The 15,236-nt window shown below is 49.1% G+C and carries 13 protein-coding genes; 4 read left to right on the top strand and 9 right to left on the bottom strand.

Going from position 1 to position 15,236, the window contains the following annotated elements:
- Positions 1-83: 83 nt before the first annotated feature.
- From FCL45_RS00920 to FCL45_RS00900, 5 genes are all read right to left on the bottom strand, one after another.
- Positions 84-713 carry an NAD(P)-dependent oxidoreductase gene (locus FCL45_RS00920; RefSeq protein ID WP_136795429.1) on the bottom strand — a complete coding sequence of 210 codons (630 nt, stop codon included), beginning with the start codon at positions 711-713 and terminating at the stop codon, positions 84-86.
- Positions 710-1,189, bottom strand: coding sequence for a hypothetical protein (locus tag FCL45_RS00915; protein ID WP_136795428.1), 480 nt, complete (start codon positions 1,187-1,189; stop codon positions 710-712). The genes FCL45_RS00920 and FCL45_RS00915 overlap by 4 nt, the downstream gene beginning before the upstream one ends.
- A gap of 77 nt (positions 1,190-1,266) precedes the next feature.
- Positions 1,267-2,028, bottom strand: a complete 762-nt coding sequence (locus FCL45_RS00910) for a sulfite exporter TauE/SafE family protein (protein WP_136795427.1) — start codon at positions 2,026-2,028, stop codon at positions 1,267-1,269.
- 6 nt (positions 2,029-2,034) lie between these two features.
- Complete coding sequence (locus tag FCL45_RS00905) at positions 2,035-3,009, bottom strand: transposase (RefSeq protein ID WP_167495625.1); 975 nt, start codon at positions 3,007-3,009, stop codon at positions 2,035-2,037.
- A 286-nt stretch (positions 3,010-3,295) separates the two neighbouring features.
- Positions 3,296-3,481 (bottom strand): hypothetical protein, encoded by a 186-nt coding sequence (locus tag FCL45_RS00900; protein ID WP_136795425.1) that lies wholly within the window; start codon positions 3,479-3,481, stop codon positions 3,296-3,298.
- 479 nt (positions 3,482-3,960) lie between these two features.
- Between FCL45_RS00900 and FCL45_RS00895 the strand changes: the two genes are divergently transcribed.
- Together FCL45_RS00895 and FCL45_RS00890 are read left to right on the top strand one after the other, a co-directional pair.
- Entirely contained in the window at positions 3,961-5,148 is a 1,188-nt protein-coding gene (locus FCL45_RS00895) for an epoxyqueuosine reductase (RefSeq protein WP_136795424.1), read from the top strand.
- Positions 5,149-5,169: 21 nt separating this feature from the next.
- A complete protein-coding gene (locus FCL45_RS00890) occupies positions 5,170-5,727 on the top strand; it encodes a dienelactone hydrolase family protein (RefSeq protein WP_136795423.1) in 558 nt (185 codons plus the stop codon).
- 110 nt (positions 5,728-5,837) lie between these two features.
- On the opposite strand, the gene FCL45_RS00885 is transcribed toward FCL45_RS00890, so the two are convergent.
- Positions 5,838-6,970 (bottom strand): IS3 family transposase gene (locus FCL45_RS00885; protein WP_136795422.1). Its coding sequence is split into 2 segments (ribosomal slippage): positions 5,838-6,683 and positions 6,686-6,970, totalling 1,131 coding nucleotides; the frame shifts between segments, so codons are not numbered across the junction.
- Between the two features lie 274 nt (positions 6,971-7,244).
- Here FCL45_RS00885 and FCL45_RS00880 point away from each other — a divergent pair.
- Positions 7,245-9,218, top strand: coding sequence for a hypothetical protein (locus tag FCL45_RS00880; protein WP_136795421.1), 1,974 nt, complete (start codon positions 7,245-7,247; stop codon positions 9,216-9,218).
- A 43-nt stretch (positions 9,219-9,261) separates the two neighbouring features.
- On the opposite strand, the gene hrpB is transcribed toward FCL45_RS00880, so the two are convergent.
- The 3 genes from hrpB to FCL45_RS00865 form a co-directional block, all read right to left on the bottom strand.
- On the bottom strand, positions 9,262-11,877 hold the full coding sequence (hrpB, locus tag FCL45_RS00875; protein ID WP_136795420.1) for an ATP-dependent helicase HrpB: 2,616 nt from the start codon (positions 11,875-11,877) through the stop codon (positions 9,262-9,264).
- Between the two features lie 120 nt (positions 11,878-11,997).
- Complete coding sequence (locus tag FCL45_RS00870) at positions 11,998-12,354, bottom strand: cupin domain-containing protein (protein ID WP_228721421.1); 357 nt, start codon at positions 12,352-12,354, stop codon at positions 11,998-12,000.
- Positions 12,355-12,454: 100 nt separating this feature from the next.
- Positions 12,455-13,351: a DMT family transporter gene (locus tag FCL45_RS00865; RefSeq protein ID WP_228721420.1), complete on the bottom strand. Its 897-nt coding sequence runs from the start codon at positions 13,349-13,351 to the stop codon at positions 12,455-12,457.
- A gap of 844 nt (positions 13,352-14,195) precedes the next feature.
- On the opposite strand from FCL45_RS00865, the gene FCL45_RS00860 reads away from it, so the two are divergent.
- Complete coding sequence (locus FCL45_RS00860; protein ID WP_136795419.1) at positions 14,196-15,185, top strand: dihydroorotate dehydrogenase-like protein; 990 nt, start codon at positions 14,196-14,198, stop codon at positions 15,183-15,185.
- The last annotated feature ends 51 nt before the right edge of the window (positions 15,186-15,236 follow it).

Genomic DNA, 15,236 nt, shown 5'->3' with positions numbered 1-15,236 from the left:
AATCATTTGTAGAAATTCGTAAAGCCCGGCCGGATTAATCTCTGACCGGGCTTTTGAAGTTTTACAGGAAATTTTTTATCATGTCAGTACGTGAGCAGCACCGCCTGTCTGGAGAATCGTTTTTCAGCCAGTTCAGCCACGATAAAGTGCGCCACATCACGACGGGAAATACGTTTTGAGGTGATCCCCTCAAGATGGGTGAACGTCATATAACTACCGGTTTTTGGCCCATTGGTTAATCCGGCCGGACGGACAATGACCCATTCAAGATTGCTCTTTTTTACCTGTTCTTCCTGTTTGTCCTTGTCCTCATAAATAGTTCTCAATAGCAGTGGTTTGAAGATGACGTCATATAAAAAACCGCCATGCCCCTTACTGTCACCTGCGCCTATTCCGGTGACACAGATAAGCCGGGGGACACCGTGGTTTTTCATGGCCTCTAAAACTATTCTTGTTCCATCGGAAAACAGTGTGACGGGTTTGAAGGTGATTGGAACCCCGATGGTCAGGCAGACCGCATCCTGACCTTTGACCGCTTCATTTACCTGAATGGGATCACGGATGTCTCCCAGAACTGTGCAGAGATTTTCATGTAACAGGTGGAACTTGTCAGGATTTCGTACCAGCGCAGTAACCAGATGGCCTGCAGCAAGGGTCTGCTTGACAAGTTCAAGGCCAATACCTCGACTGCACCCTATAATCAGAATGTTCATGTTGTGCTCCTTGCTGGTTGAGTGAGTAATGAGTCGGTTGTCGAGACGGCAGCAGGTGTAACACGTATACGAAACGGACGGTAGGGCCTGGCCAGGGCCTGCTTCATGATCACAGCGCCGCTGAGAATCAGGAGGGCAATGGTTGCCGCCACCATCAGACCAACGATCAGGGGCGAGAGAATGTACAGTCTGTTCATGGCAGTGTATGAAGCCATAAACAGTGCCGCGACCCCTGTGCTGCAAATGGTGTATCGCCAGCAGAAACATAACCAGAGTCTGAGTGCCAGAGAAAATGGTATATCCGCCCCTGTGAGTTCATTGATCAGGGGATCACAGACAGCCTCGCCGCGTTCCGTTCGAAGTGAGATCTCATGGAGCAGCAGCTGATACCGGTCCGGGTATTTATCCCTGTTGATATGGTTGAGACAATCTCCCAGTTGAGCGAGGCTGTACTCTGCGTAATTGGGATTATGCATGGCTCACCTTTGGCAATAGACAGAAAGCATATGGGTGGAAGGTGCTCTTTAGCTGAACATTTGCACCACTTCCACTGTCAGTATATACCTTGATGGATCGCTCGGCCAAAGATGTAGCACCCAAGAATGAGCATAAAAATAAAGAAGAGTCGGCGAAAGAGCGCTTCGGAAATTCGCTTGCGGATATGTATACCACCCAGCATTCCAAGAAATGCGGGAATGAAGGCAAGCCCGGAGAGGATGAGTAATTCCTGGTTGAGCAGTTGGTTCTTCTGCAGTGCCATTGCCAGGGTGGAGGTGGAAATGAGAAACAGCAGCCCCATGGTCTGAATGAGCTGATCCCGTTTAAGTCCAAGGCTTTGTAAGTAAAGTACACCGGGGATCACGGAGGAGCCGGTGAGGCCTGTCAGCAAGCCATTGACAGAGCCGAAAAGAGGATTCATCCAGCTCTCGGCTGAACCAGGCTTTGGTAGAATACGGGCAGTTAGACCTACAACAGCATAGATAAGTAGAATTGTGCCGAGAAGGGCGGAGAGCCAGCTGATGTTCACTCTGGTGATAAGAGATGCACCAATCCATACAGTGCAGAAGGTCATTGCCAGGAAACTCCAGCTGCGCTTGACCACATAAACGAGATGACCACCCAACAACCCCTGGCCGATGTTGGTCAGAATTGATGGCAATAAAATTATGGCCATGGCTTCTTTCAGGCCGATGGTTGCGGTAATTATGGCCAGGGCAATGGTGGGCAGTCCGGTGCCGATAATGCCTTTAACAATACCGCCAAGCAGAAAAGCGAAGAAAATCAGTAGATAGGTTTCGGTGGTAAGTACGTCCATGGAAGATCAATTGCAGAGAGAGCGGCTAAGACTCCGTTCGATGGTGAGCACTTCACCATCAAGCAGTTTGTCTGACTGGCGAAGCGAGATAAGGCGATTACGCAATGAGCTGACGGTGCTGTAGTGAAGCTCGAACAGGTCGCCAATTGCAGGATTGGTCATACGGCAATGCCGGTAAAGAAAGTCAATGGCAACCATTCGCCTTGAAGAAGGAGTGGTGAGAAAAGCGCTACGGGGGCTTTGCCAGAACTGTTCGAGTACCAGGAGTACGTGTTCCGGATCTATGGGTAAAGGTTTGTGTTGGTTCGAAGATTGAAAAGTCATGGCGCGCTCAGTTACATTATTTAAAAAATCCTTATCCCCAAGTATGGCCTGACCCCTGGTGTGTGGTGTGAGATCGCAGGCCTGATCAAGATTGCCCATAAGATGACGGCCATAACGTTCTCGTCCCTGAGGGGTATCTCCGCCGAAGTTGGCCAGCAGCCGGCTATGGTCTACATATGGATAGCGTGGGTATCGACCAAGATGCCCAGGCAGGCTGGACCAGCCAAACCGGCGGAGATCATCCCAGCGGTCATTATTCTCCATTCTTCGTTTCAGCCGGGTTTGTGCGGGGCTCAAATGCATGGCGCAGCCGGCAAGATCGAGGTAGCTGTCCTGGATCAGGAGCGATTTAAAGCGTCCACGAAAAAGATTGCCACTTCGCCTGTGGGTCTTGTTGAAGTAGCTGGTATAGAGGATGTTGAGCTGGCGCATAAAATTGCTGAGGTTGCCTCTCGGTGTTTGCACAAGCAGTTGAAACGTTCTGTCCATCAGCACGAAACCAAAAAGTTTAACCCCATGGGTGGCGGCAGACTTTTCAAGAGAATCGAGAAAACTGATTCTATCCCCTTTGCCTCGGAAGACCTGTTGCCTGCCGGTGCCCTGGTGACTGATCCGGTAAATGGCACCGGGGTATTGCACTCGCAGAGGTCTGGCCATACTTCTCTCCATCGGTGGGTTGGATAAAAACGGTGACCGGATATTAAGTGCTTAACTGCATGGGGTCGATTGTACTTGATTGTTTGGAGGTTGGGAAGAGGGAGGCATCAGGAGAGCGTGTAGAGTTGAGAGGTTTAACCTCGATTTTGCCAGAGAGGCCCAGCAGGCTCTTTCGTGGTTAAAACAAAAAAATCCCTGCAACATAGTTGCAGGGATTTCATATATTCAAAAAGGCAATTTAAAATGGTCGCTACTTGATTCGACCACATTCTGGGAAGGTTGAGGCTTACCAGTTGGCCCCAACAACCTGACTGATATCGAGACATTTCTCTTTCTCTTCTTCAGTCATATCCTCTTTTTTCTTAAGACTTTTGAGGTCTTCGGCATAACATGCGTATTCTTTACCGTCTTTGTCCCTGATCCAGACCATTTTCTGATACTCTTTTGAGATAATATCGCCTCTCATGCTCATGACATTTCCTCCTTTGGTGTGTCTTTATTGTTCTGTGATAGCAGAACAGATCAAACTACAAGTTAGAGTATAGTGATTGTTTCTAGTTCATCAAGCCGAATTGGCAATATTCTGGAAAGGAAAATAGACCTGCTGCTACTGTGTGGTATCTTCTGGTTGCGATTCTGCAAGGCTGCTTTTTGTTTGTAGAATGTCCTACCAGAATGAATGTCTAACCACTTTCAGTGCTCGTATGTGATGCAGGTCAAAGGAATGCTGAAAAGAAATATTCAAGACTGGAGGATCTAAAACGGTCAGAGTAAAATTAAATTTTTCGACATACCAGCCATAGCTCTTCCCTTTTGGGGTATTGTAAAGAAGAAAAATCGAAGTAACGGAATATTGAGTCCACCACTTCTCCGGACGCAGCAATGGCAGAATTTTTTCAGATTCAAGAGTTCATGAACTGAATATCAGATCAAATTGAATGAGAGATCGTTATGGAACCCATTGAAACACGATTGAAGTCCATTGCCTTGAGTCTCGGTGCTCATCTGGTCGGCATAACCACCAGAAAGGCTCTTGCAGACGGGCCTCCATCGGCTGATCCACGTTACCTCTTACATTCTGCAAATTCAGTTGTTTCCTTTGCACTCTCGCTGGACAAGGAGATCGTACGGGACTTTATCAGCAAAAAAAGTTGGCAGCCTCATTGTGAAAATCGAAAATCCATAGTGCAATCGCTTTATACCATAGGGGATGAGCTTGTCGAATTTCTCAGATCGGAAGGATATGAGGCTGTTAACGTTGACCTGAACAACAATTACAGACCTGAGAAAGATGCCGCCGACATAACAGAGCTGACAGAGTTTCACCCAGATTTTTCACACCGCTACGCAGCTCTTGCCGCCGGGGTCGGCCGTCTGGGCTGGAGTGGTAACCTGCTCACCAGAGAATATGGCGCACTGGTTGAGTTGGGGAGTGTTATTACATCTGCTCCCCTGATCGCAGACAAGCCAATCCCGGATGAAAAACATCCCTGTGACAGATGCAAAATGTGTAGTTTGGTTTGTCCCGTTGCAATGATTCACCCCCAAAACTCGACCAAGGTTACAGTCGCCGGCATTACGGAAACTATTTCCGGCAAACGTCCAAACACATGTTGCTGGATCGGATGCACAGGTTATGAGGGGTTGGCCGCTTCCGGCAGCTGGTCTAACTGGAGCCCGTATCGTCTCAGCCGTGCCCTGCCTCAGGAAAAAGACGAACTTGATTCATTGTGCATACGCCTGCAGAAGGCGGACCCACAGATGCAGAGTGCTGATAACAGCTTCAACGACTATCGGCAGGCGGTCTTTGATCCTGACTGGTTTTACTACACGGTATGTGGATTTTGTCGAAGTGTCTGTGCGCCCTCCCGCAAGGAACGCTTGGCCAACCGCAAACTGATTATCGATTCCGGTACAGCGGCTTTGGCCTTGGATGGGTCCCATGTCGTGGCTGATGAGAATGCTATCAGAAAACCAACCCCTTTCGGAGTAGATGTGATAGTGCCCAGGGAGGAACTGACTAAAGAACGAGTGGCTGAGCAGAGTTGGCCAGGTCAGTTTCTGCTGGACAGAGAGGTGATCAGCTATCTGCGCAGTGATTTAGAGTCAGCGGACACCGAAAAGCATAACGACGATTAACGCACCTTGCATGAGAGAGATATGAAACTCAAGGTTGTATCTGACATTTTTGGTAACACCAAGGCGTTACTTGAATTATTATCTAATATTTCAAATAAATACTCCCATGTTGAGGTGATCGACCCTTATGGAGGTGAAGATCTGAGCTTCAGGGATGAAACAGAAGCCTACGCATATTTCAAAAGTCAAATTGGCCTGGATACATATGCTGAGACATTGCATGCAAAGTTACAGGGAAACCAGTCAGAAGAAATTACATTACTAGGATTCAGTGTAGGCGCATCTGCAATATGGGCATTATCCGAGAAGTTGGAACTGTACAAAGATACAAAAGCAATTTGCTTCTATAGTTCCCAGCTTAGAATGTATTTAGAAATAAACCCGAAGATTCCAATCACATGGTATTTTGCAGCAACAGAGCCCACCTACGATGTTCAGCAAGTATGTGAAAGATTGTCGTTCAAGGCGAACGTTCAATGCCACAAAACGAAATACCTGCATGGTTTCATGAACGAAAGATCCAATAACTTTGATCGTGAAGGATATGCCAGTTTCCTGAGTATACTTGGTAAAGCGTAGTGAAGTGGTCCCGTTTTTAGGACCACCATTTGCTGCTTTTAAGTTTACTTCCTACAGTTCCGGTTGCTCCAACGCCCTCTCCCCGCGGGGAGAGGGCGTTGGAAATTTTTTCAAGCCGCTTTTCTTTGTTGCTTGTAGTAAATCTCATCAGGTGTTGCATCTGATAAGCTTTCGTGTGGCCTCACGCCGTTATATCTTTGAATGTAGCTAGTAATGCCTTTAGCTAACTCTCTTGGATTTTCATACGATTTCAAATAAATATCTTCATATTTGATAGTCCTCCAAAAACGCTCGATCATTACATTATCTATCCATCTTCCTTTGCCATCCATGCTGATGGCTATTCCGTGCTCCTTGAGTGCTGAGGTCCATTTTCCGGAAGTAAACTGACACCCCTGATCCGTGTTGAATATCTCCGGTGGACCATGCTTGAGTATGGCACGGTTGAGACAGCGCAAGCAAAATTCAGTGTCCAAGGTTGTGGAGATTTCCCAATCGATTATTTTCCTTGAATACCAGTCTATTATGGCAAAAAGATAAACAAACCCTTTCCTCATCGGGACATAGGTGATATCCGCGGCCCACACCTGGTTCGGTCTGGTGATTGGCAATTTCCGTAACAGGTATGGATATATTTGGGTCGAACTCCCTGGAATGGTAGTACGTTTACGTGGGTAAATTGCCTCTATGCCCATACGACGCATAAGGCGACGAACCCGCTTTCGGCCTATTCTCATCCCTGTTGCTCTGCGCAGATATTTACTCATCCGCCGAGTGCCTGCTGAGGGGTCTTCCAGGTGATATTTGTCAATTAACCCTATGAGTCTCTGGTTTATGGCAGACTCGTCTTTTCGCTGGTAATAGAGTATTGAACGGTGGATTTTGAGTAGTTCACATTGACGACGGATGCTCAGTTGGGAAATCCAATCTATTTGCTTCGCCCTTTCAGCGGTATCCCCAACTGCTTGCACTTTTTTTCAAGGAAATCCACCTCCATTGTCAATTGGCCAACTTTCCGCTCAAGTTCATCCTTGTCTTTATCGCTGGCATTAACTCCCTTATCGGATTTGCTGGCGAAAAGCTCAGGCATGCGTTCAAGCAGTTCAGTCTTCCATTTGCCAACCATTACCGGGTGGATCTCAAATTCCTTCGCAATCTCACTCTGAGTTTTGAGTCCCTGAATGGCTTCGAAGGCTACTCTGGCCTTAAACTCCGCTGTATGTTTTCGTCTTGTCCTTTTCATAATTCCTCAATTTAGCATGATTGAGGAACTGTTGGCAGGTAAACTTAAGGGGTGGTCCGAAATGTTGGGACCGTCTCTCTTTCGGGTGGCCTGGACACAAAAATCACCACTAGGGGGAGACCCCGCATTAACGGATAGTTGAAGTTTTTTTTCGAAAGAGAGCCAGTCACGCTTTGCGTGTTTATCATTTTCGTCGAGCACTAGCGTTTTGGTTTCAAATTTGAGTCTAAGGTGCAACGAACAGCAATCTCAATCATTCGTAGTAGGTGCAAAAATGAAAAATACATTTATTTACTGGTTCATTTGTTTGCTGGCATTATCACTCACAACATCGGCGGCGTGGTCATCGGACCAAAAGTTTTCAATAACGGTACTTTCAGCAGGCATACCCGTATCCAATGCTGAAGTAACGCTTTGGCAAGCACAGCCTGAAACGAAGCCTAAAATGCTTGGGCAGGGCAGCACGACGAAGGCGGGGCAAATACAGTTTGATACTGTGCCTGCTCCTGTCTCAGGATTTTACTATCTTATTTCAAAGGGCGGAGAAATTGATGGCGTTGATGTGCCCAATTATGCAGGATTAGCCGTGCTTCGTGCGGATCAGCAGGGTGCCGTTACCATAAATGAACTTTCAACTATTGGCTCTGTATGGCCTCTTGCTGGCCTGTTTGCCGAGGATCAGAACATAACAGGTTCTGCCAATGGCCTTTTAATCGGGTCGCAGCATGTGCAAAACCTGGTTGACGTATCTACTGGCACCTTCGGCGCTACTGTCCTGAATGGAAGTAACCTGACGTTTTCCGAAACCGTCGCTCGAATGAATACCCTTGCAGCACTTATGTCATTGTGCGGCGCCAGAAATGATCCCTCGAACTGCGAAAAATTTATAGATATAACTGCTGGCAAGAGTACGCTCACGGCATTGCGTAACATTGCCGTGAGGCCTTACCTCAACACCAAAGAATTATTCGCCCTATTCACTACGGCATTCCCGTACCCCGATGGTGAGGAGCGCCGCTCTACCAACTTCTTACCCTATCTCAGTTATGTTCCGGATGACTTCGCACTCATGGTGCGTTTGTCTGGAGGTGGGACCTATTCTCCAGGGCGGCTGATGTTTGATAATCGTGGGCAGCTATGGAGCGGGCAGAACTGGATGCCGGGCTCCCAGTCCGGGCTCTCAAAGGCGATTGGTGGGGGCGTTGTCAGGCTGGCACCAGGTGGCGAGGCCCTATCGCCTCCTCTTGTAGGCTATAATGGGCAGGGCCTCGATGGTATTGGCTGGGGCACAACGGTTTCGGCCGATAAAGTGTGGGTTAGTAGCTTTAATGGCACGGTCGGTGTTTTTGACCTTGATGGTAAGGTACTTGGCCCTGCGCATGTCGATGGCGAGAATGGGGCGCTTCAGGGCCTGGCAACGGCACCTAATGGGGATGTGTGGGTCTGCGACAACCAACTGAACCAACTGATCCGGTTTCCAAAGGGTGATCACACCAAGGGTGAGGTTGTCAACGTGCCAGGTTTGAAAAGACCTTTTGCTGTTGCCGTCGACAATCGAAATGTCGTTTGGGTAACAAACAATGGGTCTATCACGGTAACGCGTTTCCTCGCTGGTCAGCCAGATCAGGCGCAGCAAATCCAGCTAGGTGGCATGGCGCCGCGTGGAGTTGCCATTGATTCGTCCGGTCATGTTTGGGTTGGAAATAATTTTTCGATGGGATACCCGCTCGCAAAAGTACCTGAAAAAGCAAGTATCATAGAAGAGTTCAAAATCAATATCGAGAAAGTTCTTAAAAATGAACAGCAGGGTATAACCAAGACAGGCAACGTGACGCTGATATCCCCCGATGGTGCAGTCCTCCAAAAGCAAGTGTTGGAAGGTGAAATTTATGCACCCTGGGGGGTTAGTATTGCAGGCGATGATACGGTTTTCATCGGTAATTTTTTGGGCACTGGCTTTATCCACATGTGTGGTACCAATGAAAAACTCTGCCCTGATGGTAAGAAAACAGGTGAAATAATCCACTATTACCGCTCCGGAGTACTGCAAGAATCAACCGATACGATGCTCGATGATGCAGGTAACGTTTGGATGGCGAACAATTGGGATGTCATACCCGCATTGGTAGACGACAATCCTGACAGGAGGACCGCTACCATGGGCGGCGGCACAGGGATGGTGGTTATCTATGGAATCGGTGCGCCCGTCATTAACCCGCTAATCGGACAGGTAAGGTCATCAAACTAGAAAGCGCACCGAGGAATTCCGTATTTCCCTGTGGTGGTCTGAATCATTTCCTATCCATCTGTTTCTTCGTTTTTCTGGTCGCCTGGGCCTCAAACGGATCCTGCGGCCAGTAATGCTTGGGATACCTGCCTGCCATCTCCTTTCTCACTTCGGGGTAGGTGTTGAGCCAGAAAGACTTCAAATCCTGTGTGACCTGGATCGGGCGCTGGGCGGGTGAGAGCAGGTGGATGAGAACCGATACGCTGTTGCGGCACACCTGGGGTGTTTCATAAAGTCCGAACAGTTCCTGCAATCGTACGGCAAGAACTGGTGCTTCGCCGGGGGTATAGTTGAGCCGGATTTTCGAGCCGCTTGGAACCTGGATATGGCTCGGGGCCAAGCCATCGATCTGCTGAGCCTGGTTCCAGTCGAACATGGAGAGCAGGATTGCTTTCATATCCAGCGATTTCAGCTGGCCGAGATTTCGCATCCCTGAGCAGTAGGGTACAAGCCAGTCAAGATCGTTGGCGAGATGCTCGTCAGAAAGATCAGGCCACGTATCGGGCAACCAGTGATGAAGTGAACAGAGTCGTGCCTGAAGATCGCGGGATTCCCGTGTCCAGGGAAGAGTTGCCAGGCCATTTTGGCCAACCCCGTCCATAAAAGCCTGTGCTGTTTTGTCGCTGTCGTGGCTGGTGTATTTTTTGCTCGCAAGTACAAGCTGGCCAAGCCTGAGTTCGATAGCGCTCTTTACTCGTCTATTTTGCTGATCCCAGCTGACGTCCTCATTCTCCTGGAGCAGATGAGCATGGAAATATTCAAGGCCCGATCGGGTGATCGGCGCGGCCATGTAGATCCTGCTCTGTCCGCTGTGTGGACTATGGTCGGTATCACCGACCTGGGCTGCAACGAGAAGAGGTGTTCCAGCGAGACTGTCATCAGCCGCCAGCATTGCGCCTCTGCCATTGGCAAGAAGGTATGATGAGCGTGAGCCGGATCTCAGGGAGGCGACTCTGTCGGGATAGGCATAGGCGAGTAACGACCCAGCATCGTTCAACTGAGGTTTTGACTCAATAGTACCGCCTACTATTTTCAATAATTGGCGTGCCTGTTTGATGACAGCCTTGCAGAATCGCACATCTGTTGCGGGATGAACCTTTCTGCCCGAACCTGCATCGGCCAATGACCAGAGAGCTTCCAGGCGTGGCAGAATATCTGCAGTGACAGTCCGGCTTCGGAAAATGTCCTTGTCTGAGAGCAGCGCCGCAAGTAGACAGCTTGTCCAGCAGGCCCCCTCTCTATTTCCCTTAATAAGCAATACCCCTAGCCGGGGATGCACTGGCAGCGGGGTGACCTTTCGGCCCAGGGCGGTGATATCTCCGGTATCGGTCAGGCAATTGAGTTGTCTGAGCAACACTAACGCCTTATCCCAGGATGAGCGGCGAGGTGGGTCAATCCACTTCAGATCTGAATAATCGCGGACACCCCAAAGTGCGAGTTGCAGCACCAGGGCGCTGAGTTCGCTGTTGATTATCTCGGGCGGGGTGCTGGTAAGCAACCCGTGGTCGATGTGCTTATCCCAGAGTCGGTAGCAGATACCCGGTGCGGTTCTGCCTGCGCGGCCGGCACGTTGATCCGCAGATGCTTTTGATATTCGGGCGGTGGTGAGGCGTGACAGGCCGCTGCTCTGGTCGTGAACGGGCCGACGATAGTAGCCGGTATCGACTACACAGCGAATACCGTCGATGGTAAGACTGGTTTCGGCTATGGGGGTTGAGAGTATGACACGTCGTCTGGCAGCTTTGGGCTGAAAAATCCGGTCTTGCTCCTGGTGGGATAGGTTTCCGTAGAGTGGCAGCAATTCAGTATCTGCGAGCAGTGAACTGTACTTTTCGGCAAGGAGTTCACGGCAAAGGTGTATTTCGCCTGCACCGGGCAGAAAAACAAGGATGTCCCCGGCTTGTTCCTGAATGGCTCTCGCGATACCGGTGAGTGCCAGATCGACTATTGCTGATTTTGAGCCAGGTCGGGGATTTTGATGAGTGAATTGATTGGTTGCCCGATGAGTTACGGGAGGGTGGTGTATATCTACAGGATAGCTCCTGCCGGATGCCTCGATATGTACACCACCGCCAAGCAAGGTGCAGATTGGTGGTGCCTCAAGTGTGGCGGACATCACCAGCAGCCGCAGATCTTCCCGTAGCTCACAGAGATCAAGGCAAAGGGCCAGGCCAAGATCGCTCTGAAGGTTCCGTTCATGGAACTCATCGAAAATGACCAGTTGGGTGTCGGCCAGTTCAGGGTCGTCCTGGATTTTCCGGATCAGGATTCCTTCTGTGACAACCTCGATTCTGGTTTCGGCGGAAATGTTTGAGTCAAATCTGGTGCGGTAGCCGATAATGGTACCAACCGGGGCCCCTACCATAGTACACATCCGCACAGCAGCGGCACGGGCGGCTATGCGCCGGGGTTCGAGCATTATGATTTTTTTATGATCGGGAATGAGCGCAAGGGTGAGAAGTGCGATCGGCACAAGTGTGGTCTTGCCTGAACCGGTGGGCGCACTGAGCACACAGTGCGCCTCCTGCAGGGCAGCTGAGAGTTTGGAGATGACTGCGGATACGGGTAGCTCGGAGTACCGCTCGATTATTGAGCTATCTGGTAAGGGCGTTTTAGCCATGGTGATTCGTGCAGCATCAACCGGTTTTTCGGCAGTTGCCCTGAGAGGTTGAGGTCTCAAAGCTGTATTACGATATACCTGCAGTATGCAATACCACCATAGCAATACAGCTCATCTCAATCAGATCTCGTCAACTCCTGAGGGAATCAGGCAGATAAAAGTGAAATTCTCAGCTCCGCCGTTCATAAACTGGTGTTCCTCGTTGCCCGGAATGAATACAGCAGTACCGCCGGTGACAGTCTGCCACTCTCCATCCTTGAAAACCCTGCCGGTTCCGGAGTGAACAAAAATTTCATGCTCCCACTCGTGGCTATGACGCGGAGTAAAACCACCTGGTTTCAAGGTAAATATCCGCATGCAGAAGTTGTGGGCCTCGTCGTCCTTACCGATAAGTACCCGGCCGGTTACCCCCTTGGCAACTTCGTTGTCAATCTCATGGGATGGTGCATCCGTATACTTCAGAATCTTCATATTCATATCAGCTTCTTGGTAGTGATTAGGCTGTTATAAGACAGCGTTACATTTCACGGCGTATAAGAGAAGATTACATTTTTCACCGATATTTGCAATGATCCTGTTACTGCCCGGTCTTGCGGCCGGTTAATCCCATATAAATGGCTGTCAGAGTAATGATAATACCTATCCAGTGAATTGGAGCGGTAGGTCGTGAAAAAAACAGTACATCCCAGACAAAGGAGAGCGCAGGCTGCAGCAGTAGGATAAGACCGGTATATGAAGGCCGTATTTTCGGCAGGCTGTTAGCGATCATAACCCAGCCAATGGTCTGACTGAACAGTCCGAGAGTGAGCAGGTATATGCCGTCGGCTACGGTGGGGATGGCAAAGCTGGTACCTGAACCAAGGAGCCAGAGGGCGAGGCAGCAGGAAGTGAAAAACGATACCAGCATCAGCGGGCTGTAGCGGCTTTGTACCTCCTTGTCGGCTTGAATCTTTCTGAGTATCAGCAAATAGATGGTATAGCAGAACGCTGTAAGAAAACCATAGATTACCCCTGTTTTGTAACTCTGGGGCAGGTTAGACCAGTCGAAACCGATTACCAGGAAAAGGCCGAAAAATGCCAGGGGCAGCGCAACCATATACCTGATTCGAAGCAACTCACCGAAAAACAGGAAACCGCAGGCCGCCATAAAAAAGACCTGAAAATTACCGATGACCGTGGCAAGTCCCGGGCCAATATACCCGATGCTGGCATGCCAGAAGTAGAGGTCGAGGGCAAAAGCGATGGCGCAGGGGACGGCCAGCGACAGCAGACGGGGTGGTATTCGTTTCAGTTCTCCGGCGAAAAAGGCAATTGGCACCAGAAATAAAAAACCAAAAAAAACGCGGTAAAATGCAGAAGTGGCAGCAGGCACATTGGCAAGCTGAACCCAGACAGCGGAAAAGCTGATGAGAAAGGCACCGCCCAACACCATTAAGATGGGGTTGGCGTCCATTATTCTTTTAAAATTCGACATAATAAGCACTTGATGCACAGGCGGCACAATCGGGCCTCTACCGAGTAGTGGCCCGGCATTTCGTGAAAAATCCCTTGTTATTATTGGTAAAAATATGAATTGCGGGTATAGTCATCAGCAAGCGATAGACTGCTTTTCGGCTTGAATGTGTGCGGACTATGCAACCCGTAAGCAATATTTTAAGAATTAGCAAATATTTTTGCGGCAATTGCGATTTAATTTTTTTTCTGTGTTACCAGATGATTGCCATGTAGTTGTCTTGATTTGTGCAGTTTCGGCAGGTCAACCGGTCATCTTCATGCCTTGACCTTGGCAGAAAAAACCGTTAGTCAGCGATATACGAGTGAGAAATGGGTGAAAAAGCTGGTCTTGAAAAAGATGAGACGACAAGAATAATACATATTAAGTGGACTATACAGCTTTATTGTGAGTGAAAAAAGAAAATGATAGTCTTGATCAACTCAAAAAAAACAGGTAGTTCGGCTTGCTGGCAATTGCCAGGGAGTGGGGACGACCGGCAATGCCCGGGGAGCGTTAGCACGGGCGTGGCAGAGCTGGGATCCGGATCATACAATAGGTGTTGTTAGGTTTGACAAGGGATTGTCCTTTTTTGAGGATAATCCCTTGTTTTGTTTCAGGCATGAATGAAGTCGGGCTTGAGCAAGGGTTTCCGGGCCAGTGATAGATTGATGTTTTTATCGGTAAAGATACAGAAAGCATGTAGTTTCCAGGCTGGTCGAGATTAAAAGACAGGCTGGGCAGGTAATGCGGTGGAGAAGGGCGGGGTTTTCCGTTTACTCCTCGACCGTAATCATACATTGAACTTCTGAGATGAGAGAAGAAAATGAAAGATCTTTCCACAAAATACCTTGGATTGGACCTGAAGAATCCGGTTCTGGCCGGGAGTTGCGGACTCACCGGGTCGGTCGATAAGGTAAAGGAACTGGCTGAAGCAGGTGCCGGGGGCGTTGTTCTGAAGTCCTTGTTTGAAGAACAGATTGAGGCTGAACTGGCAGCTAATTTGGGCGATTATCACACAGATTATCCTGATGCGTTTGAATATATCCGTGAATATACCAGGGCGGGCAGCGTCGATGAGTATCTGGCTCTTGTCGCGGATGCCAAGGAAGCGGTAGACATCCCCGTTATCGCAAGTATTAACTGTGTTTCCGACAGCGAGTGGACAGACTTTGCCAAGCGTGTGGAAAAGGCAGGCGCGGATGGTCTTGAGTTGAATATCGCCCAACTGCCGAGTGATCCGAAAAAAAGTGGTGAGCAGAACGAGAAGCTCTACTTCTCTATTTTAAAGAAGGTGAGTGAGACTGTCGATATTCCCATTGCCCTGAAGATGAGCAATTATTCTGCCGGGCTTGCCAACCTTGTCAGTCGTCTGGCCTGGTCGACGGAGAACAGGGTGGCTGGATTCGTTCTGTTCAACCGATACTATCGCCCGGACATCGATATTCAATCTTTGAAAGTAAGCAAGGCAGACGTCTTCAGTACACCAGCCGATATTTGTGAGTCGCTCAGGTGGATTGGCTTACTTTCAGCAAATATAGAGAAGGATTTCGCAGCATCTACTGGAGTTCACGACGCAGAAGGTGTGATTAAACAGTTGTTGGCTGGTGCTGCGGCAGTTCAGGTAGTATCGACCCTGTACAAGAACGGGACTGGACAAATCGGCGAGATTCTGGCTGGTCTGGAACAGTGGATGGAGGAGAAAAATTTCAACTCCATTGCAGAATTCCGTGGCAGATTGAGTTATGGCAAGGCGGAGAACCCGGCACCCTTTGAACGTGTGCAGTTTATGAAACAGTTTGGTGGCGTAGTCTGATCGAACTTCAGATACGGGTGATGAACCTGGTGCGGAACACGAAAGCCCGCA

This window comes from Desulfosediminicola ganghwensis, from assembly GCF_005116675.2.
Taxonomy (GTDB): Bacteria; Desulfobacterota; Desulfobulbia; order Desulfobulbales; family Desulfocapsaceae; genus Desulfopila; species Desulfopila ganghwensis.
The sequence above is the reverse complement of the archived record's forward strand: the minus strand, read 5'-3'. Positions and strand labels throughout refer to the sequence as shown.